Here is a 20,898-nt window from a genome sequence, read left to right as displayed (position 1 = left end):
GGAGAACGGCGGGCGTGGAGAGGAGCGGGGCGGCGAGGTCTACAGCGGGGGCTGGGCCGGGGCCGGACCCAGGGTCGTCGACCCCGGCGCCGTACGGTGCCCGAGGCCCGTGCGGTACGCGTCCAGCGCCGCCTCGACCCGCCCCGTACGCCGCAGCAGGTCGCCCAGCATCCGGCACAGATCGGCGAGGTCGCCCGCCGCCCCCGCCCGCTCCAGCAGACTGAGCGCCCGCACGTAGTGCTCCTCGGCCGCCTCCGTGTCCCGCGCGTCCTCGGCGATGATGCCGAGCAGCCGGTGGGCGCCGGCCGAGTGCACGGCCCCCCGCTCGGAGGACAGGTCCCCGAGCACCCCGTGCAGCAGCGCGGCCGCCTCCTGCGACCTGCCCCTGCGGTGCAGCACGTCCGCCAGCTCGACGGTGACCTGACTGCTGTAGAGGGCGGCGCGCTGCGCGGAGTGCATGGCCTGCGCCTGCCTCAACTCCTGCTCCGCGCGTTCCAGTTCGCCGTTCTGGGCATAGACGTAGCCGCGCATCCAGTGGCAGTTGGCGAGCTCGGTGCGCAACTGGAGCTGGCGGTAGAGCTCGGCGGCCTTGGCCAGCGAGGCGTCGGCTTCCGCGAGGCGGCCCTCGGCGAGGAGGGTCCGGGCGACGGACCGGTGCATCCGCGCCACGAGGGCCGGGTCGCCGACCCGGGGCGCGAGGGCGAGGGCGAACTCGGCCGCCTGGGCGGCACGGGCCGCGGCCCCCATGTCCATGTACGGACCGATGACGGAGGCGTACAGGAGCAGCAGCGCGTCGGGGTCGTGCAGCCCGCCCCGGTTGAGCTCGTCGAGCGTGGACTCCAGCAGGTAGACGGCGTAGCGGAGTTCGCCCGCGAGGTAGTGGGCGACGGCCCGGCCGCGCAGGGCGGGGACGCGGGCCGGCAGCGGGGCGTCGGCGAGCCGCCGCTCGGCCCGCTCGAAGCAGCGCCGGGCCGTGTCCAGGTCTCCGGCGTCGATGCCGCACTCCCCGAGGCCGAGCAGCGCGGTGGCCTCCTCCGCGGCCAGCCCGTGCTCCTCGGCCTCCGCGAGGAGCGCGGTGTACTGCCGGGTCGCCTCCTCGGCCTCCCCGGTGGCCAGCGCCCGCTGGGCCTCGGTGAGGCGCAGCCGCAGGTCGGTGACGAGCCGGGCGGGCCGGCCGGTGGCCAGTTCCTCGAAGTCGACGCCGAGCCGCCCCGCGATGTGCCTGAGGGCCTCGTCGGAGGGCCGCACGCGGCCGGCCTCCAGCGTGGAGACATAGGCGGGGGTGTAGGTCGGCTCGGCCAACTGCCGCTGGGTGAGCCCTCGTTCGACGCGCATGCGCTGCACCCGACGCCCGACGACCTCTGGTTCGTCCCGCTCTGCCACGCCGGCCCCCCCAACTCGCCCTGTGCCTCTTGCCGTCGGACTGGCCCAGCCCCTAGGTTAAACAGTGAGTTAAGCACGCTTAACAGCTGGCTGACGTGAGTATCGCAGTCGCCGACGTTGCGAGGTAGCCGTGTCCGGACGCATCTCCGCACGCCCTTCCACGCGCTGTGTCAGGGCCGTCGCCGCGGCCGTGCTGACCGTGACGGCGCTGGTCACCGCGGCCAACGCGGGCCCGGCCACGGCCTCCGGCAGCGCTCCGTCCGCCCCCGTCATCCGGCACGACACTGCGGAACGCCACTGACGTCACCGACGCCGCCGAGGCCGGCGACTCCGCAGGCGCCGCACCGGGACAGCCGGCCCGCGCCGCCCGGTCACCCCTGGGTCTGCAACTGCCGCAGCTGTTCCTGGACGTGGTCCAGCGCGCCCTCGTGGCGGCCGGGCACCCGGCCGCGCAACCGGGCGAGCGCCGACCCCAGCTCACGGGCGCGGGCCGCGCTGCCGATCCGCCCCCACTGGTGGTGCGCCCGGTCCACGGCCGCCTCCACGGCAGGCGCGTCCGCCGGCTGACCGGCGTCCAGCCGTGCGGCGGCGACCGCCATCCAGATACGGCAGCTGCCCGCGGCGTCCCCCGCGAACATCGCCAGGTCCGCCCGCACCTCGGCCCAGTGCAACGCCTCCTCGGAGCCGGCTCCGTGCGCCACGACGGCAGCCTGCTCCCACCGCGCGGCGAGCGCGTCGGCGTCCGCGTGCCGGCCCGACCGGACAGCGGCGGAGATGTCGGCGTGCGGATCGCCGGGGTGGGCCGGGGCGGGCAACGGCTGCTCGGGGAAGGGCCGGACGGGGTCGGCAGGCGTCGGCGTCACGTGTTCGGCGGGGGCGTGGGGGACGCGGCCGGCGGGCGCGTGGGAGACGAGGTCGGCGGGGGCGTGGCGGAGGTCGGCGGGGGCGTGCAGGACGAGGTCTCCCGTCTCGCCGTCGCCGGCGATCCGGGCCGTCGCCATCTGGTGCAGCTGCTCGAGCGCCGGCCGCCCACCGCTGCGCAGTATCGTCGCCATCGCCTTCATGTACGAGGGTGCGGCGACCGCCCGCCGCCCGCGTCCGGCCGGCGGCGCGACCCTCCCGTACACGGTCACCGCGGGTCCGCAGTCCAGGACGTTGCCCCGCAGCCACTCCCATGTCTCGGCGTCGGCGTGCAGGTCCAGCAGGACCGTCGTCGCCCCGGCCGGCCGCAGCCGCAGCTCCTCCCGGAACCAGTGCCAGGGGAACGCCGTGTAGCGCACGGTGGACGGCGTCGTGCGCGCCAGCGCGAGATGCGGCAGCCGCTGACGACGGTCGAGCTGGAGCTGGCCGGCGACGTACACGGTCAGCGGGCCGGGCGCGGCCGCGGCGGCCCGCAACCGGGTCAGCACCGCCTGCGGCTCGAGCGGATCGGCGAGCTCGACGACGTTCGCGGTGTCGGCGCCGGCCAGCACGGCGGGCGGCACGGCCGCCAGCACGGGGAGCACGGAGGCCGCGTCGACCAGACACCCCTTGCCCATGGGCGAGGCCGCGAGCAGCAGCACCGTTCCCGGCATGATCCCCTCCCGCATGGCCCCTCCCTCTGTCGATCACGTACGTCAGCACCGTAACCGCTGCTGCTGCGAAGGGGGGCCTTCAGGACCGCAAACGTCCCCCTACGGGGCCTTCGTCGCCGCCCGCGGCGCGGCGCACGGCGAACACGGTCGTGTCGTCGGCGAGGCGGCCCCCGCAGTGCCGCAGCGTGCCGTCCCGTACGAAGCCCACCAGGCGGCCGGGCTCGGCCGTGCGCGGATCGCGGGCGACCGCCGCCGCGACCTCCTCGGTGAGCGGATAGAACTCCCCGGCGCCGTCCCGGGCCTCGGTCACCCCGTCGGTGACCAGCAGCAGCGTCTCACCGGCGGCGACCGGCACCCGCAGCACCGGCGGCGGCCCGTCCTGCCCGGCCAGCTCGCCGAGCCCCAGCGGGAGCCCGCCGCCGTGCGGCAGCGTCCGCACGCCCCGCTCGCCGCCGACCGCGAGCGGCGGCTCGTGCCCGAACCCGATCAGCTCGACCGTGCCCGGCCCGGCGTCCCCGGCCGCGGCCGGGGGGAAACCGATCAGCACGGCGGTGGCGAACCGGTCGCCGTCCGCCCGGCCGAGGGCCACGGTGTGCGCACGATGCCGCCGCATCCGCGTCTCCAGACGGGCGGCCACGGTCACCAGGTCCCTCTCGTGGTAGGCGGCCTCGCGGAACGTGCCCAGCAGCGCGGCCGCGGCCTCCACCGCGCCCAGCCCCTTGCCCTGCACGTCGCCGAGGAGGACGCGCGTGCCGTGCGGGCCGGGCTGGATGTCGTAGAAGTCGCCGCCCATGCGGGCGTCGGCGTCGGCGGCGAGGTAGACGGCCGCGTGGTCGAGGCCGCCCCAGCGCGGCGGCAGCGGACGCAGGACCGTACGGCGCGTGGTCTCGGCGATGCGCATGATGTGCAGCATCCGCCGCTCCCCGCGCACCCGGACCGACGCGGCCAGCACGGACAGGACGCCGCCGACGAGGACGAGGACGAAGTCCGCCGGGCCCTCCCGGTACTCCGAGGGCCAGGCGGCGTCGCTGAGGACGTAGGTGACCAGGGCGAGCACCGCGAACAGCGCCGTCGTCCACACCCCGCACAGCGCGGCGGCGATCGCGGAGACGAACACGCACCACGAGACGATGCGGAACTCGCCGGTGGTGTTGAAGTCGGCGTAGGAGATGGCCGCGAGCACGCCGAGCGGCACCAGCCAGGTGACGCTGCGGCCCCGGATCCGCAGCAGTTGGTGGCGCTGCAGGACGTCCCTGGGCCCGCTCCGCGGACGGCGGTCGAGCAGGCCGTGACCGCGGGACTCCATGAGGTCAGCGAAACACGGGCGGGCGGCCTCCGCATCCGGGCGTCCGCATCCGGGAATTCGCGTCATCCGACTTGCCACGGCAGCGGCCGGGGTGTGACCTGGAAGCCGGGGGCGAGGAGAGAGAGGAGCGCTCTCATGGCTCATGCGGCACCGGCGTCGGGACTGCGGACCGCTTCCGCGCGATCCCGGACGCCCGACCTGTTCAGCGAACGGACCCACCGGATCGCGAGCTGGGCCACGGCCTCGGCCCTGGGGCTCGTCTACGGCTACTGGGTGGCGGCCAACAACCGTTCCGGCGGGCCCATCACGGGCTGGAACATCCTGCTCGGCTTCGTGAGCGCGCTCGTGTTCGCCGCGCTGTGGACCGGCGTCCACGCGCTCGCCCCCCATATGCGGCGCGAGCTGCACGCCCTGCTGTGGGCGGTGTTCGCCGGCTGCGCGATGGGCTTCCTCTACGGCCAGACCGACGCGAGCATCCTGCGCTCCACGGGGATGGGGCTGGTCGTGGGGGCGGCCACCTTCGTCGTCCTGTTCTTCCGCTACTACACGCACGAGGACGCGGCGGGACACCGCATCCGCTGACTCCGGCGGTTCCGCCGCACGGACCCCGGCGGTTCGCGCCGGGGCCCGTGCGTTCCCTCATCCCTCCACTCACCGGCCGACCGAGGACGATCAACTCCCGGCCGCCCGACGAGGTACCTGACGTCCCGCCGCGCGCAGGAACGGCCTCCTGAATTCCCCCCCGGAACCCGGGCTTCCCCCCAAACCAGGAAACACCCGTTCGGGTGAACCCTCCACCGGAAGGGCGAGTCCTGTAGGCCGGGCGCCACCCGTACGGCCGTCACGGGCTCGCGCTCCGCGCCCCGGACCCGTTGCCTGGAGAGGTGTCCCCCAGCCTGCGGACCGCCCTCTCGGCCGTCCTCGTCGCCCTGTCCTGCCTGCTCGTGCCGTTCGGCGCGCTCGCGGCCTGGGCGGCGTACGGCCTCACCGACACGCGCGGCTACGTCGCCGCGATGGCGCCGCTCGCCTCGGACCCCGCCGTGCGGGACGCCGTCGCCGACACGGTGGGCGACGGGGTGGCGCGCGAGGCCGGGATGAACCCCGTGTTCCTGCGGGACGCGGTCCGCTCGTTCACCGCGACCCGCGCCTACCGCACCGCCTGGGACGCCGGCAACACGGCCGCGCACACCGCGGTGATGAAGGCGCTCCGCGACGACCGCGCCGACCGCGCCGACGGCGACGACAGCCCGGTCACCGTGGACCTGGCGACCGTGACCGCCCCCCTCAAGCGTCAACTGACGGCCGATCACGTGCCGTTCGCCGAGCGGCTGCCCGTCGAGCACACCCGGGTGGCGCTGCTCCCGTCCGACGACCTGGCCGCACTCCGGAAGGGTTACCGCGTGCTCGACGTCGCAGGTTTCTGGCTGCCCCTGGCCGCCGTCGCGTTCGGGGTCGCCGGCATCGCCGTCGCCGCGTGCCGTCGGCGGGCGATCACCGCGACCGCCCTCGGCACCGCCCTGGGCGGCGCGTTCCTGGGACTCGCCGTCGCCGTCGGCCGCCGGCTGACCCTCGCCGACCTGCCCGACGAGGCCCGCCGCCCCGCCGCGGGCGCGGTCTACGACGCGCTCACCGCCACCCTGCGCACGGCGTCCTGGCTGCTGCTGGCGCTCGGGCTGACGGTGGCGGCGGCGACCTGGCTCACCCAGCCCGGCTCCCCCGTGGTCCGCCGGCTGCGAGGCCGGCGGGCGTCCACGGCCCCCACGCCCCCGGAGCCCACACGGATCCGCGCCTGACCACCTGACCACCTGACGGCCTCATCGCCTGACGGCCTGGCCACCTGGCCACCTGGCCACCTGGCCACCCGACCGCCTGGCGGCCCGACGCCCCGACCGCCTGTCCCCGTCAGCGGAGCGGCGCTCATAATGAGCGCATGCCCCGCGCGTTCCCCATCGGCCTCACCCCTCCGGACTGGCTGGTGCGGAACCTCCGGTCCCAGCGGTCCCCCGTCAGCCGGCCCGCCGTCGCCCGCGCCGCTCTCGCCATGGCGCTGCCGCTGGCGATCGGCCTGGCGTCCGGACACACCGCCTACGGTGCGATCGCCTCCATGGGCGCGCTGTCCGGCGTCATCGGCGACACCGCCGACGCCTACCGCATGCGGATCCTCAACATCGCGATCCCCCAGCTGTTCGGGGCGGTGGGCGTCACCCTCGGATCCGCCGTGTACGGGCACGGATGGCTCGCGGTGGCCGCCGTCACCGGCGTCGCGCTGCTCTCCGGGATGATCTCGACGATCGGGGCCGTGGCGTCCGTGTCGGGACTGCTGCTCCTGCTCAACTCCGTGGTGGGGGCCGGTCTCGCCCTGCCCGGCCCCTGGTGGCTGGCCCCGCTCCTCATGACCGGCGGCGGACTGCTCGTGCTGCTGCTGGCCCTGCTGGCCTGGCCGTTGCGCTCCGGGGTGCCGGAACGCACGGCGGTCGCCGCCGCCTATCGCACGGTCGCCGACCTGCTCGCCGCCTGCGGCAGCCAGGTCCCCGGCGCGTACGAGGACGCCCGGCACACCGTCACCCAGTCGCTCAACCAGTCCTACGACCTCGTCCTCGCCCGCCGCACCGGACACCACGGCCGCAGCTCCGAACTCACCCGTCTGGTGGCCGTGTTGAACGCCATCACCCCGGTGGTGGAGGCGGCCCCCGCAGCTCATCTGAACGGCCGGCCGCTCCCGGCGGAGGTCCCCGAGGCCGTCCTCCACCTCGCGCGGGCGGTGGAGACCGGCTTCACCGGGCCGGTAGGGCTCCGGCTGCCCGGCCCCGGCACGGAGACCGCGCGCGCCGTCGACCACGCCCTGCGGCACGCCGCCGAGGTGGTCGCCGCCCCCGACCTCGACCCCCGAGGACTCGACGACCGGCTCGGCCGTCCGGCCGGCCTGCGGGTCCGCGCCGCCCGCGCCGCCCGCGAGGTCGCCCTCTCCGCCGCGTCCTGGCGCTACGGTCTGCGGCTGGCCCTGTGCATCGGCCTCGCCCAGGTGCTGGTCTCCATCGTCCCGGTGCCGCGCTCCTACTGGGTGGCCCTCACCATCACCTTCGTCATGAAGCCCGACTTCGGCTCGGTGTTCTCCCGGGCGCTGCTGCGGGCGCTGGGGACGGTGGCCGGCCTCGTGGTCGCGGCGGCGGTGCTGTCCCAGGTCCCGCGGGGGTGGTGGGACGTGGCGGCGATGCTGCTGCTCGCCCCGCTGATCCCGGCCCTGACCCCGCGCGGATACGGCTACCAGACGGCGGCGATCACCCCGGTGATCCTGCTGCTGTCGGACATCCTGAACCACCAGGGCACGGCCCTCCTGCTGCCCCGCCTGGTGGACTCCCTGATCGGCTGCGGCATCGCGCTCGTCGCCGGGTACCTGCTGTGGCCGGAGAGCTGGCACACCCGGGTCGGCGACCGGCTGGCCGACGCCGTCGCCGACACCGCCCGCTACGTCGACTCCGCCTTCGGCCCCGACGTCCACCCCGCCGAACGCGCCCGGATGCGCCGCCGTCTCTACCGCGACCTGTCCGTCGTCCGCACGGAGTTCCAGCGCGCCCTGACCGAGCCCCCGCCCACCGGACGCCGGGCCGCCGCCTGGTGGCCGATGGTCGTCGCGGTGGAACGGGTGGTCGACGCGACGACGGCGGCCCGGGTCCGGGTGAGACACGGAGCCGGACCGCCGTCGGCGGCGGAGGTCGGACAGGTCACCCTGCAACTGCGCGAACTGGCCGACGGCCTGCGCGACACGGACGTGCTGTACCCGGTCCGCACCTACCTGACCGGCCCGCCCGACAGCGTCCTGGAACCCCTCCGCCAGGAGGTGGCGGCGGCCAGGGTGATCACCTCACCGCACCCCGCCGGCAGGTCCTAGACGCCGATGTCCTGCCCGTCCTTGCGCCACACGGCCACCACGGCCGGGCGGACGATCTTCCCGGGCCCGTCCGGCCAGGTGCTCGCCGGCTTGTCCACCGTCGCGCCGTCGACCTCGCCCGGGTGCTGCACCGCGACCAGCACCCGCCGGTCCTGGACGAGCGGACCGCAGGTCTCCGCGCCCGTCGGCACCGTGAGGAACTGCTTCAGCTCACCGCGCCGCGAGCCACGCGTGGCGACGCCGAACAGGCCGTCGTGCGAGCCGAGCTGGTTGCCGTCGGTGGAGATCCACAGGTTGCCGTGCGGGTCGAAGGCCACGTTGTCCGGGCAGGAGATCGGGCTGACGTCGTCCTTCGGGAAGCCCGCGAAGTAGGTCGCCGGGTCGTCGGGGTCGCCCGCGACGAGGAACAGCGACCAGGCGAACGAGGTGCTCTCGGGACGGTTGCTGCGCTCGGTCAGCTCCAGGATGTGCCCGTGCTTGTTGGCGTTGCGCGGGTTGGCCTCGTCCGCCTTGGCGTTCGCGCCGACACCGCGGTGGGAGTTGTTGGTGAGGGCGACGTACACCTTGCCGGTGACGGGCGAGGGCTGGATGTCCTCGGGCCGGTCCATCTTCGTCGCGCCGACCTTGTCACCGGCGAGCCGCGTGAAGACGAAGACCTCCTCGGCGCTCATCCCCTCGACGTGCGAGACGGCCCCCTCGGCGGTGGCGGTGGCGATCGGGATCCACACCCCGCTCCCGTCGAACTCGCCGTCGGCCGGCAGTTTGCCGGTCCCGTCCACCTCGATCGCGGGGGAGTCGCCGGTGAGACGGGCGACGTACAGCGTGCCTTCGTCGAGCAGCGACAGGTTGTGCTCGCGCACGGCCCGGCCCGACCCCTTCCGCATGCGCTTGCTTCCGACGAACTTGTAGAAGTAGTCGAAGCGCTCGTCGTCACCGGAGTAGACGACCGGCCGCCCGTCCTCGGTCAGCCGCACGGTCGCGGCCTCGTGCTTGAACCGGCCGAGGGCGGTGTGCTTGCGGGGCGTGGAGGCCGGGTCGTACGGGTCGAGCTCGACGACGTAGCCGAACCGGTGCACCTCGTTGGGCTCCTGGGCCACGTCGAAGCGCTTGTCGAACCGCTCCCACTTGCGCTCGGTGGCCCCGGTCCCGATCCCGTACCGCTTGTCCGTGGCCCGGCCGCCGTTGGCGAAGTACTGGTTGAAGTTCTCCTCGCCGTGCAGCGTGGTGCCCCACGGGGTGGTCCCGCCGGAGCAGTTGTTGAGTGTGCCGAGGACCTTGCGGCCGGTCGGGTCGGCGGACGTCTTGAGCAGGTCGGACCCGGCGGCGGGACCGGTGAGCCGGAACTCGGTGGTGGCGGTGACCCGCCGGTTGAGGTGGTGCCGGGGCACGGCGGTGAGCTTGCCGGTCCGCCGGTCCTCCTCCACGACGACGACGCCCAGCCCGTGCGCCGCCCAGGCCACCTCGACCTGCCGCCGGGTGGGGCTCGCCGGGTCGTACCCGCGGAACATGAGCACTTCGTCGGTGTACTCGTGGTTGGCGACCAGCAGTTGGCGGTCGCACTCGCCGGGGAGGGGCAGCAGCGCCAGGAAGTCGTTGTTGTAGCCGAACTGACCGGCCTGGGCGGCGGCGGTCTGGTTCTCCGGGTCGAAGGCCGGAGCACCGCGCAGGATGGGCTCGCCCCAGCGGATGACGACGTTCTGCCCGTACCCGTCCGGCACGGTGACGGCGTCGGCGGTGTTCGGGGCGACGGAGCTGTAGCGCAGCCCGCGAGCGGCCTTGCCGCCCGGCTTCCCGGCCGGCCGGCCTGCCGCCTCGGCGGGCGCGGCGGCGGCGGGCTGCGCACCGGCGAGGCCGGCGGTCCCGGCGGCGGCCGCGACGGTGACGACGGCGGCGGCGCGCACCACCGCCCGCCGGCCGATCGCCCCCGCGATGACGTCGCCGACGTAGGCGTTGTCACTGGTGTTGGGCACCTCGTGGAAGCAGGCGTCACCACACCGGAAACGGCAGGTCATGGCGGAGCGGCCGCCGGGATGGGACTGGGACGGCGTTCCGATCAACGGCAGAAGCTTGCGCACCTTTAATCTCCCCTTGCATTCCCTTGGCGTGAACGTGACCCTAGGGTCGCGTAAGTGCGCAGGAGCTGCGGCAGCGTGAACGGAGAGTGAATCCCCGGCAGCCACAGGGCCGTCGGGGAGGCGCGGAGGGGGCGTCGAGGCGGTATTGACACACCCCGGTTCCGCACACTCACCCCTGCCCAAGATCGCCACACGGGGCCGCTAACCTTACGTGTCCGTCCTGGCCAGGGATTGACGGGCATCAACTCATGCGAAGGGTTGCGCAAATGGGCATTCTCACTCTCCTGCGGAATGCGTTCGGCAGGTCCCGCAAGGGGCGTACCGCCGAGGCAGAGGGTGCGGAACAGGTTCCTTCGCAGGAACGAACCTCCGCCGAGGGGCGGGAACAGGAGCAGCCGGTTCCGGCCGCCCCCACACCCCCGACGACCGAGCCGACGCCGGACCCGACGGTCGCCAAGGTCCCGGAACCCCGCCCGGCAACCCAGGACGAACACGACCTCGTAGCAGCGGCCTTCGACCACGTATCGGTCCCGAAGCCCACCAGGTCGACGGAATCCACCACCCCGACCTCGACGAGCCCCGCAGCGGACACGCGTCCAAGCCCCACCGCGAACGCGGCCGAGGCCGAGACGGAGACCGCCGCGAGCGCCGAGGCCGAGACCAAGGCCGCCACGGACGCCGGGGACGCGGCCGAGACCAAGGCCGACGCCGACGCCGAGACGGAGACCGGGGCGGACGCCGAGGCAGAGACTAAGGCCGACGCCGACGCCGACGCCGAGACGGAGACCGGGGCGGACGCCGAGGCTGTAGCCGAGGTCGACGCCGAGGCCGAGGCAGAGACCAAGGTCGACGCCGACGCCGAGACGAAGACCGACACGGACGCCAAGGCTGAGACCCCGGCCGACGCCGACGTCGTCGCCGAGGCGCAGACGGACACCGGCACCAAGGCCGAGAGCGCGGCGGACACCGAGGCCGTAGCCGAGGTCGGCGCCGAGACCAAGGTCGACGCCGAGGCCGAGGCCGAGGCCGAGACCAAGGTCGACGCCGACGCCGAGGCCGAGGCCGAGACCAAGGTCGACGCCGACGCCGAGACGAAGACCGACGCGGACGCGGACGCCGAGGCCGAGAGCGCGGCCGACGCCGACGCCGAGGCACCGGTGGACACCTCGGCCGCAGCAGAGGCTGCGGAAGCAGAGGAAGTCGGCGTCGAAGCCGAGGCCGAGGCGGCGGCGGAAACGCCGGTCGCCGAGGACAAGGACAAGGACAAGGCGAGCGCCTCCGTCGAGCCCGAGCCGGTCGCGGCCCCGGGTGAGACGGACCCGCAGGCCGAGGCCGGGACGACGGCCGAGGAACCCACCCCGGAAGCAGCGCCGGAGCCGACCGCCGAGGCGGAGACACCGGCCTCCGAGCCGGAGCCGGAGCCGGAGCCTGAGCCCGAACCGGCACCGGAGCCGGCGATCGCTGCGGAGCAGCCTGAGTCCGCTCCGGAGGCGGAGGCCGAGGCAGAAGCCCCCGCTGAGCCCGAGCCCCAGCCCGAGGCCGCGCCCGCGCCCGCGCCCGCGGTGGACGCTGGGGAGTCCCGGGACGACGCGGCGAAGTCCGCGGCCGCGGACGAGAGCGGCACCGACGGTGCGCGTGGGGACGACGGCTCCGCCGAGGGCGAAGCCGAGGCGCAGGGCCCCGCCCGGCTGCCGGCCGAGGCACTCGCCGGTCTCGCCACCGCCTACCAGGCAGCCGCCACCGCCCTCGGGAACAGCGGCCTCACCGGGGCCCGTGCCGACGTCTACCTCGTGCTGGACCGCTCCGCGAGCATGCGCCCGTACTACAAGGACGGCTCCGCCCAGGCCCTCGCCGAGCAGACCCTCGCCCTGGCGGCCCACCTCGACCCCGAGGCCAAGGTCCACGTGGTCTTCTTCTCCACGGAGCTCGACGGCACCGGCGAGCTGACCCTCACCGACCACGAGAACAAGATCGACGAGCTGCACGCCGGCCTCGGCCGCATGGGCCGTACCAGCTACCACGCCGCCGTCGAGGCCGTCGTCGGGCATCACGAGAAGAAGGCAGCCGCCGGCGTCCCCGCCCTGGTGGTGTTCCAGACGGACGGCGCGCCGGACGCGAAGACCCCGGCCACCCAGGCCCTCACCGACGCGGCGGAGAACCACCCCGGCGTCTTCTTCTCCTTCGTCGCCTTCGGCGAGCACGACAACAAGGCCTTCGACTACCTCCGCAAGCTCAAGACCCCCAACACGTCCTTCTTCCACGCGGGCCCCGCCCCGCGCGAGCTCACGGACGCCGAGCTCTACGAGGGCGTCCTGGCCGTCTGGCGGCCGTAACCGCCGCCGACGCCTCGCGACACCCCCGGGCCGCCCGCCTCCCACCCCGTAAAACGGGAGGCGGGCGGCCCACCCTTGTCGGCTACGATTTCAATTTCAAGGCTCATAAAACGACCGCCGCACGACCGACCTGGGAGCAGCCTCCGATGGCTCGACACCTCATCACCAGCGCCCTTCCGTACATCAACGGAATCAAGCACCTGGGCAACATGGTGGGGTCCATGCTCCCGGCGGACGTGTACTCCCGCTACCTCCGCCAGCGCGGCCACGAGGTGCTCTACATCTGCGCGACGGACGAGCACGGCACCCCCGCCGAGCTGGCCGCGAAGGAGCAGGGCGTCCCGGTCGCCGAGTTCTGCGCGCAGGCGCACGACGCGCAGAAGGCCGTCTACGACGGTTTCGCGCTGGCCTTCGACTACTTCGGCCGGAGCTCCTCCCCGCAGAACGTCGAGATCACCCAGCACTTCGCCCGTCGGCTGAACGAGAACGGCTTCATCGAGGAGCGGGCGATCCGCCAGGTGTACAGCCCGGCAGACGGCCGCTTCCTGCCGGACCGCTATGTCGAGGGCACCTGCCCCCACTGCGGCTACGACAAGGCTCGCGGCGACCAGTGCGAGAACTGCACCCGCGTCCTGGACCCGACGGACCTGATCAACCCGCGCTCGGCGATCTCGGGCTCCACGGACCTGGAGGTCCGCGAGACCAAGCACCTCTTCCTGCTGCAGTCGAAGCTGCAGCACGAGGTCGAGGAGTGGGTCTCCCGCCACGAGGCCGACTGGCCCCAGCTGGCCTCCTCCATCGCCCGCAAGTGGCTCACCGAGGGACTGCACGACCGCGCCATCACCCGCGACCTGGACTGGGGCGTCCCGGTCCCGGCCGACACCTGGCCGGAGCTGGCCGCCGAGGGCAAGGTCTTCTACGTCTGGTTCGACGCTCCGATCGAGTACATCGGCGCGACGAAGGAGTGGTCGGACCTCGACCCGGAGAACCGCGACTGGAAGTCGTGGTGGTACGAGGCCGACACGGGCGAGAACCCCGTCCGGTACACCGAGTTCATGGCGAAGGACAACGTCCCGTTCCACACGGTGATGTTCCCCGCCACCGAGCTCGGCGTGCGCGAACCGTGGAAGAAGGTCGACTACGTCAAGGCCTTCAACTGGCTGACGTACTACGGCGGCAAGTTCTCCACCTCGCAGAAGCGCGGCGTCTTCACCGACCAGGCGCTGGCCGTCCTCCCGGCCGACTACTGGCGCTACTTCCTCATCGCCAACGCCCCCGAGTCGGACGACTCCTCCTTCACCTGGGAGCACTTCACCGCCACGGTGAACAAGGACCTCGCCGACACCCTGGGCAACTTCGTCAACCGCGTCCTGTCCTTCTCCAAGAAGCGCTTCGGCGAGGAGGTCCCGGCGGGCAGCGCGCCCGGCGAGGCGGAGGAGAAGCTGGGCGAGCAGATCGCGGGACTGCTCGCGGAGTACGAGTCGCAGATGGAGGCCCTGCAGTTCCGTAAGGCGGCCTCCGCCCTGCGCGCCCTGTGGTCCGCGGGCAACTCCTACCTGGAGGAGAAGGCCCCCTGGCTGGAGATCAAGACCGACAAGGACGGCGCGGCCCTCACCCTGCGCACGGCGATGAACCTGATCCACCTCTACGCGGTGGTCTCCGAGCCCTTCATCCCGGCGACGGCGAAGGTCATGCGTGAGGCGTTCTCCCTCGCCGACGACACGGCGACCTGGGTCACGGCCGACGAGGCCCGCGTCCTCGCCTCCGTCCCGGCCGGCACGCCCTTCACCGTCCCGCCGGTCCTGTTCGCCAAGCTCACGGACGAGGACCTGGAGGCGTACAAGGAGCGCTTCGGCGGCACCGACGCCTGACGCTCCGGGCTGACGCTCCGGGCTGCTCCGGGCTGCTCCGGGCTGACGCTCCGGCCGGAAGAGGGACGTGCCGCGTCCCTCTTCCGCCGTCCGGAGGAGAAGCCGAAAAGGAGAAGCTGTGGCGGAAGGAGAAGATGTAGAGGAAAAGGCGGAGGGGTTCCCCCTGCTTCGGCATGTTCTCGCCAAGCCGTATGGTTTCCGCCATGGCAGTCCCCGAGGTCATTCCGATCGCCTATGAACCGAGGCACCGCACCGAGTCCATCGGTCGGTACGCGGACGGGCAGTTCCTCGCGTCGGTCACGTACGCCTTCCCCGAGGGCTTCCGTCTCGACGACGGCTGGGAAGAGCACAAACGCCTCTACACCGTGCTGCACACCTTCGACGCGGACGGCGCCTACCGCGACTCGGACATCTGGTGCGCCGGCACCTGGGCCGAGCAGCAGCGCGACCCGCACGGCGACGACTCGGTCCTCACCCGCGCCCGCGTCCGCCTCGCCACCCTCCTGCGCAGCCTGCCCCGCCGCTCCTACACGGACATCGCCGTCCGCCCCTTCCGGATCACCTACGAGAACGTCCTGTTCGGACTGGTGATCCGCGAGGACAAGGACGAGGACGGCGAACCCGACACCTGGGCGGAGCTCTACCCGGACCGCCTCGCCTTCGCCGAGCCGTGGGACGGCACGTACGACACCTGAGGCTCCGGGGGTTGCTCGCCCACCGGAGCCTGTGGGGCCGCGCGGCGCGCTACTTCAGGACGCCCGCGCCCGTCGTCGTCGCCAGCGTCGTCGGCAGGTCCTTCGCCGAGGTCTCCAGCCCGGCCGTCAGGGTCGGCGTCCAGTTGACGGTCGTCTTCAGCTTCTTCGACGAAGCCGCGTTGTAGGCGGCGACCACGTCGGTCACCGTGCCGTTGACGAGGTTGCCGGAGCCCTTGACCGAGCCGGTGCCGTCGCCGCTGAGCAGCTTGGCGACCTTGCCGCCGGCCGGGACCTTCCAGTAGTTGTCCTCCGCGACGACCTGGGCCTTGGCGCGGGAGTTGATGCTGTACTGCGTCGCGTAGCCGTCGAGGGTCGTGACGTCGTAGTAGTTGTCGTAGATGTGCACCTGGCCGACGCGGGTCAGCGGGGCGCGCTGGACGATGCCCTTCCACACGTTGTGGTGGAGGGAGACGCGCAGCTTGCCGGCGGGCTCGCTGTCGCTGCTGCCGATCAGCATCGTCTTGTCGTGGTCGGTGAACCGGTTGCGCGAGACGGTCACCAGGTCCGAGCTCTTGGTGATGTCGAGGGCGCCGTCGTGGATCTGGTACTCGCGGCCGTAGTACCGGGGGTTGGCCGAGTCGAGGTGGGGCGCGTCGGTGAACGTGTTGTGGTCGGCCCACACGTGGGTCGCGCCGCGCAGGGTGACGGAGTCGTAGGCGGAGTTCCAGTTGCCGTCGTCGCCGTCGGTCGGGTCCCACTGCGGGAAGCAGTCCTCGGTGGCGGCGAAGCTCAGGTTGCGGACGATGACGTTGTCCACGTTCTGGATCTGCAGCATGCCGCCGGTTATCCCGGCGGCCGTGCCGGGGACGCCGACGAGGCTCGTGTTGGCCGGGACCTTGAAGACGATGTTCTTCGCCTGCCTGGTCTGGGCGGCGGCGCGGGCCTTCTCCTGGGCGCCGGAGGGCAGCTTCGACCGGCCGTGGACGGCGGGGTCGTACTCCTTGAGGTACGACGACAGCGCGTAGCCGGTGCCCGCCGCGTAGTCCGCGCAGCTCAGCTTCTTGCCCGCGTCGTTCGTGTTGGCGTCGATCGTGCCCTTGACCTTGATGATCCGGGGCGCGGTGTCGGTGACCGACCCGAGGGCCTTCACCAGTTCGGCGCGCGTGGAGACGGTGAACGTGTGCGCGGCGTCGGCCTTGGCGCCACCGGTCGTGCCCGTGCCGGAGGAGGCCCAGCCGTCCTTCGCGGCGAGCGTCTGGTGGTACAGGTCGACGGTCCCGGCGTTCGCGTTCATCACGACGACGCCGGCGCCGACGCCGGCGGCCACGGCGGCGGCCGTGACCACGAGGACGCGGCGCGAGCGGAGGGACCGGCGGTGGGAGGGAGCTGCCACGGGGGATCCTTACGGGAGGAGCGTGCTTACGACCTGTCAGTGGTCGCCGCCGTGTGAAGAGTTGCCGGGTGACAGGAATTTTTTTTCTCCGGCCCCGTCCGCCGCCCCGGCCGCGCCGCGTGTGCCGGCCCCGCGTACCGGCCGGAACTGCTACGACTACTCGGTGGACCTTCTTCGACCCCACCTCCGCCTCCTCGCCGAGATCTTCGGCATGCCCGCCCCCGCGGCCTCCTGGGTGCTGGCCGGCGGCTACGCGCTGCAGGCGCACGGGCTGCTGCGCCGTCCCCACGACAACGTGGACCTGGCGACCCAGAGCGCGGAGCCGATGCTCCTGCTGGCGGAGACGCTGGCCTCAGCGCTGACCTTGCTGGGCCGCCACGAGGCGACGCTCCAGGATCTGGACCCGCTGTCCGCGCACCTGTCCGTGCGGGACCGCGAGACCGGCGTCGCCCTGCGCCTGGCGCTGCACAAGGAGACCTTCTGGAGCCCGCCCGTCCCGACCCCCTGCGGCCCGGCCCTCTCGCCCCAGGACGCCGTGGGCACGAAGATCCGGGCGCTGTACGACCGCGGACTGGCGGTCGACCTGATCGACGCGCGGGCGGCGAACGCCCTCTTCACCTACCCCGGCCTGGAGGAGGCGGGCCGCCGGCACGCCCGCGACGACTTCGACCTGCCCGCCCTGCAGGCGCGGCTGGAGGGCACTGACCACTACCCGGACTCGGCGTTCACGCAGTACGGCCTCGCCGAGCCCGACATCGCCGCCCTGCGGGCGTGGGCCCAGTCGTGGTCGACGGACATCGCGGAGCGGCTGCTGGAGGAAGGGGCGTCACCGGACGGATGAGCGGGCCGCGGCGTCCTCGCCCGGTCCAGGGCCGTGCGCGCCGCACTCAGATGATCCAGCCCCTCCTTGGCCAGCCGGGTCGCCTCCTGGTACTCCGCCGCCGTACGCGCCGCGGCCAGCCGGGCCCGGGCCGCACGATGGCACTGCGCCGCGTTCGTCAGGGACCGGCCCGCCGCCTCGTCCGCGCCCGCCCACGCCCGTGCGTCCGGTGGGACCAGGCCACCGGTCAGCCGTACCAGCCAGTGGTTGGCCTCCGCCTCCGCGTCCAGACCGGACGGAGTCCGCTCGCGCCGGGGGCGGCGCCGCGCCACCGCCGCTGCCGCCGCGCCGGCGATCAGCAGCACCGCAAGAGTGATCATCAGTCCCGTGGACCCCATCGCCGGCTTCCTCCCTGGCCCCGCCGGCCCTTGTCGGCCGTCGTCCGCCCCGCTCCTCCATGAGACGGCAGACCGCTGTGGGCGTACCCCGGGATTCCTGTGGGGGCGCGGTGAGGTCGCCCCGGGACCCGGCCGCCGCCGGCCGAGGTGGACGGCGGCGGCCGGGGCCGGGGCCTGCTCGGTCAGCCCGCCGCGGCCGACGGCGAAGGCGAGGCCGAGGGCGAGGGCGACGCGGACGCCGACGCGGACGCCGACGCCGAGGCGCTGGGCTGCGGCGGACGGCCCTGGCCGTCCTCCGTGGCCTCCGGGTCGACCCCGACCGTGAGCGTCGCGTGGACGCCCCTGTCGATGTGGCGGCGGTCGTAGCGCAGGCGCAGCAGACCGCCCTGGGCGCCGCTCTGGTCGTAGATCGTGTCCTCGGCGAGGGTCGTGCGCTCGGCGGTGTTGCTCGCGTACGGCTCCACCGCAGCGGAGGCCAGGACGGACTCCTCGTCGAAGAAGAACTGACCGGTGTGGCAGGTGTGGCCGCCCTCGTATCCGGCGTCGGTCCACTCGCCGTCCACATGGACCTTGACGTGGATGTGGACGCACCGGCCCCGGTACCAGCCGGGGAACACCGTCCGGAAGGCGACCTGGCCGTGCCGGTCCGTCCGCCAGGTGCCACGCAGGTAGCGGGTGTCGTCGGTGGGCTCCTGGTGGCCGCCGCCCGGAGGCGCGCCGGTGGGGGCCCCGGTCGGGGGCTCACCCGTCGGGGGTTCGCCGGTGGGCGCGGGACCGCCTCCGCCGCCGCCCCCGCTGCCCTGCTTCTCGTAGCCGGAGTAGACGCCCGTCGCGTCGCAGTGCCAGATGTCGACGGCCGCGTTCCTGACCGGCCTGCAGGTGTCGGAGTCGATCACGTTCAGGGCGAGGAGGAGCGGGATGCCCTCCCGGTCCTCGGTGATGTCCCGGCGGAGCTTGTCCGCGTCGATGTAGTAGGGGCCCTCGACGGTCTCCGAGGTGAGGCGGTAGCAGACCTCCGCGCCGGCGGCGGTCGCGCCGGTGCGGTCGGCGGCGCCCGCCGCGTAGGCGGTGCCGCCCAGTCCGGCCGCCGCGATGCCGCCCGCGCCGACGGCCACGACCTTGCGGCGCGTCCATTCCTGTTCGCTGTGGGGTTTCTGAGTTTCCGTCACAAGGCGGGGACGCTAGGGACCGGACCTGTCAGGAGCATGGGCGGAAGCTGTCAGTTGCCGGGGAGAACGAAAGTGGCCCGGAACCGACGTCGGTTCCGGGCCACCAGGAGCTTGTGTTCCGCGTTTCCGCGCCCCGCCGGGTGCTCGCCCCCGCCGCGGGCCGCTCGCCCCGCTACTTGGGCTGCGGCTTGCGCACCGAGAGGTGCAGTTCCCTGAGCCGGGCCTCCTCCAGCTCCGTCGGCGCGCCCATCATCAGGTCCTGGGCGTTGCCGTTGAGCGGGAAGGCGATGGTCTCGCGGATGTTCGGCTCGTCGGCCAGCAGCATGACGATGCGGTCGACGCCGGGCGCGATGCCGCCGTGCGGCGGGGCGCCGAAGCGGAACGCGCGCAGCATGCCGGCGAACTTCTCCTCGACGGTCTCGTGGTCGTAACCGGCGATCTCGAACGCCTTGAGCATGATCTCGGGCTCGTGGTTACGGATCGCGCCGGACGAGAGCTCGACGCCGTTGCAGACGATGTCGTACTGCCAGCCGAGGATGTCCAGCGGGTCCTGGGTCTCCAGGGCCTCCAGGCCGCCCTGCGGCATCGAGAACGGGTTGTGCGAGAAGTCGATCTTGCCGGTCTCCTCGTCCTTCTCGTACATCGGGAAGTCGACGATCCAGCAGAACCGGAAGACGCCCTCCTCGAAGTGCCCGGCGCGCTTGGCGGCCTCGACCCGCACCGCGCCCATGATCTTCGAGACCTCGTCGAACTCGCCCGCGCCGAAGAACACCGCGTGACCGGCGGCCAGGGAGAGGCGCTTGGTCAGCTCGGCGACGTTCGCCTCGGTCAGGAACTTCGCGATCGGGCCGGTCAGCGAGCCGTCCTCGGCCACGCGGACCCAGGCCAGGCCCTTCGCACCCTGCGAGACGGCGAAGTCGCCGAGCTGGTCGAAGAACTTCCGGGGCTGAGCGGAGACGTCCGGCACCGGCAGCGCACGCACGTGCTTGCCCGCGAACGCCTTGAACTCCGACCCCTCGAAGACGTCGGTGATGTCGACGAGCTCCAGCTTGGCCCGCAGGTCCGGCTTGTCGGAGCCGTACTTCAGCATCGACTCGCGGAACGGGATCCGCGGGAAGGGGGAGGTGACGTGGCGGCCGCCGCCGAACTCCTCGAACAGCTCGGTCATGAGCTTCTCGATCGGCTGGAAGACGTCCTCCTGCTCGACGAAGCTCATCTCGACGTCGAGCTGGTAGAACTCGCCCGGCGAACGGTCCGCGCGGGCGTCCTCGTCACGGAAGCAGGGGGCGATCTGGAAGTAGCGGTCGAAGCCCGAGATCATCAGCAGCTGCTTGAACTGCTGCGGGGCCTGCGGCAGCGCGTAGAACCTGCCCGCGTGCAGCCGGGACGGGACGACGAAGTCGCGGGCGCCCTCGGGAGAGGTCGCCGACAGGATCGGCGTCGCCATCTCGTTGAAGCCCAGCGCCGTCATCTTGTGCCGGATGGCCGAGATGACCGCCGTGCGCAGCATGATGTTGCGGTGCATGCGCTCACGGCGCAGGTCCAGGAAGCGGTACTCCAGCCGCCGCTCCTCGTTGACCCCGTCCTCGGCGTTGATCGTGAAGGGCAGCGGGGCGGCCGCGCCCAGCAGCTCGACCTCTCCGACCTCGACCTCGACCTCACCGGTCGGCAGCTCGGCGTTGACGTTCTCCGCACCGCGCGAGACGACCTTGCCGTCGACGCGGACCGTCGACTCCTTGGTCAGCTTGTCGAGGGCCTCGTACGCGGGCGTGCCCGGACGGGCGACGAGCTGCGTGATGCCGTAGTGGTCGCGCAGATCGATGAAGAGGATGCCGCCCAGGTCGCGCCGATTGTGCAGCCAGCCGCTCAGCCGGACGTCGCTCCCGACGTCAGAGGCGCGGAGCTCGCCGCAGGTGTGGGACCTGTACCGATGCATCGTCGTTCATCCAGTCTTCGCGGATCGGGGTCTGGGTTTCATGGTGTTTCACGTGA

15 protein-coding genes are annotated in these 20,898 nt (G+C 73.0%); 8 read left to right on the top strand and 7 right to left on the bottom strand.

All coding sequences use genetic code 11. From position 1 onward, the window contains the following. Positions 1 to 39: 39 nt before the first annotated feature. Positions 40 to 1,383: a helix-turn-helix domain-containing protein gene (locus Sri02f_RS31120; RefSeq protein WP_109004659.1), complete on the bottom strand. Its 1,344-nt coding sequence runs from the start codon at positions 1,381 to 1,383 to the stop codon at positions 40 to 42. Between the two features lie 130 nt (positions 1,384 to 1,513). Here Sri02f_RS31120 and Sri02f_RS41410 point away from each other — a divergent pair, with 130 nt between their 5' ends. Continuing rightward, positions 1,514 to 1,684: a hypothetical protein gene (locus Sri02f_RS41410; RefSeq protein WP_159106802.1), complete on the top strand. Its 171-nt coding sequence runs from the start codon at positions 1,514 to 1,516 to the stop codon at positions 1,682 to 1,684. Positions 1,685 to 1,754: 70 nt separating this feature from the next. Here the strand turns inward: Sri02f_RS41410 and Sri02f_RS31115 are convergent, their stop codons facing one another. Both Sri02f_RS31115 and Sri02f_RS31110 read right to left on the bottom strand, forming a co-directional pair. Continuing rightward, the gene (locus tag Sri02f_RS31115) at positions 1,755 to 2,957 is read right to left on the bottom strand and encodes a hypothetical protein (RefSeq protein ID WP_109004721.1); all 1,203 of its coding nucleotides are present in this window, start codon (positions 2,955 to 2,957) and stop codon (positions 1,755 to 1,757) included. A gap of 79 nt (positions 2,958 to 3,036) precedes the next feature. Further along, complete coding sequence (locus Sri02f_RS31110) at positions 3,037 to 4,263, bottom strand: PP2C family protein-serine/threonine phosphatase (protein ID WP_109004658.1); 1,227 nt, start codon at positions 4,261 to 4,263, stop codon at positions 3,037 to 3,039. A gap of 135 nt (positions 4,264 to 4,398) precedes the next feature. On the opposite strand from Sri02f_RS31110, the gene Sri02f_RS31105 reads away from it, so the two are divergent. The 3 genes from Sri02f_RS31105 to Sri02f_RS31095 all read left to right on the top strand — a co-directional run bounded on the left by Sri02f_RS31105 (position 4,399) and on the right by Sri02f_RS31095 (position 8,152). Beyond that, entirely contained in the window at positions 4,399 to 4,845 is a 447-nt protein-coding gene (locus Sri02f_RS31105) for a hypothetical protein (protein ID WP_109004657.1), read from the top strand. 302 nt (positions 4,846 to 5,147) lie between these two features. Continuing rightward, on the top strand, positions 5,148 to 6,056 hold the full coding sequence (locus tag Sri02f_RS31100) for a hypothetical protein (protein ID WP_109004656.1): 909 nt from the start codon (positions 5,148 to 5,150) through the stop codon (positions 6,054 to 6,056). 137 nt (positions 6,057 to 6,193) lie between these two features. After that, on the top strand, positions 6,194 to 8,152 hold the full coding sequence (locus Sri02f_RS31095) for an FUSC family protein (RefSeq protein ID WP_109004655.1): 1,959 nt from the start codon (positions 6,194 to 6,196) through the stop codon (positions 8,150 to 8,152). Here Sri02f_RS31095 and Sri02f_RS31090 read toward each other — a convergent pair. Then, positions 8,149 to 10,227 (bottom strand): PhoX family protein, encoded by a 2,079-nt coding sequence (locus tag Sri02f_RS31090; RefSeq protein ID WP_109004654.1) that lies wholly within the window; start codon positions 10,225 to 10,227, stop codon positions 8,149 to 8,151. The two genes, Sri02f_RS31095 and Sri02f_RS31090, sit on opposite strands and share 4 nt — an antisense overlap. A 266-nt stretch (positions 10,228 to 10,493) precedes the next feature. On the opposite strand from Sri02f_RS31090, the gene Sri02f_RS31085 reads away from it, so the two are divergent. The 3 genes from Sri02f_RS31085 (at position 10,494) to Sri02f_RS31075 (ending at position 15,126) form a co-directional block, all read left to right on the top strand. Beyond that, positions 10,494 to 12,560: a VWA domain-containing protein gene (locus Sri02f_RS31085; RefSeq protein ID WP_109004653.1), complete on the top strand. Its 2,067-nt coding sequence runs from the start codon at positions 10,494 to 10,496 to the stop codon at positions 12,558 to 12,560. 146 nt (positions 12,561 to 12,706) lie between these two features. Further along, on the top strand, positions 12,707 to 14,431 hold the full coding sequence (gene metG, locus Sri02f_RS31080; RefSeq protein ID WP_109004652.1) for a methionine--tRNA ligase: 1,725 nt from the start codon (positions 12,707 to 12,709) through the stop codon (positions 14,429 to 14,431). 203 nt (positions 14,432 to 14,634) lie between these two features. Next, positions 14,635 to 15,126, top strand: a complete 492-nt coding sequence (locus Sri02f_RS31075; RefSeq protein WP_109004651.1) for a hypothetical protein — start codon at positions 14,635 to 14,637, stop codon at positions 15,124 to 15,126. A gap of 49 nt (positions 15,127 to 15,175) precedes the next feature. On the opposite strand, the gene Sri02f_RS31070 is transcribed toward Sri02f_RS31075, so the two are convergent. Beyond that, positions 15,176 to 16,519, bottom strand: a complete 1,344-nt coding sequence (locus Sri02f_RS31070) for a pectate lyase family protein (RefSeq protein WP_109004650.1) — start codon at positions 16,517 to 16,519, stop codon at positions 15,176 to 15,178. Positions 16,520 to 16,682: 163 nt separating this feature from the next. On the opposite strand from Sri02f_RS31070, the gene Sri02f_RS31065 reads away from it, so the two are divergent. Next, positions 16,683 to 17,360, top strand: coding sequence for a hypothetical protein (locus Sri02f_RS31065; RefSeq protein ID WP_109004649.1), 678 nt, complete (start codon positions 16,683 to 16,685; stop codon positions 17,358 to 17,360). Positions 17,361 to 17,919: 559 nt separating this feature from the next. On the opposite strand, the gene Sri02f_RS31055 is transcribed toward Sri02f_RS31065, so the two are convergent. Both Sri02f_RS31055 and aspS read right to left on the bottom strand, forming a co-directional pair. Continuing rightward, positions 17,920 to 18,906 carry an intradiol ring-cleavage dioxygenase gene (locus Sri02f_RS31055; RefSeq protein WP_245970885.1) on the bottom strand — a complete coding sequence of 329 codons (987 nt, stop codon included), beginning with the start codon at positions 18,904 to 18,906 and terminating at the stop codon, positions 17,920 to 17,922. Between the two features lie 172 nt (positions 18,907 to 19,078). Next, positions 19,079 to 20,842, bottom strand: coding sequence for an aspartate--tRNA ligase (gene aspS / locus Sri02f_RS31050; protein WP_109004647.1), 1,764 nt, complete (start codon positions 20,840 to 20,842; stop codon positions 19,079 to 19,081). Positions 20,843 to 20,898: the final 56 nt, after the last annotated feature.

Origin of the sequence: Streptomyces rishiriensis, assembly GCF_003112535.1 — a bacterium.
Taxonomy (GTDB): Bacteria; Actinomycetota; Actinomycetes; order Streptomycetales; family Streptomycetaceae; genus Streptomyces; species Streptomyces rishiriensis.
The sequence above is the reverse complement of the archived record's forward strand: the minus strand, read 5'-3'. Positions and strand labels throughout refer to the sequence as shown.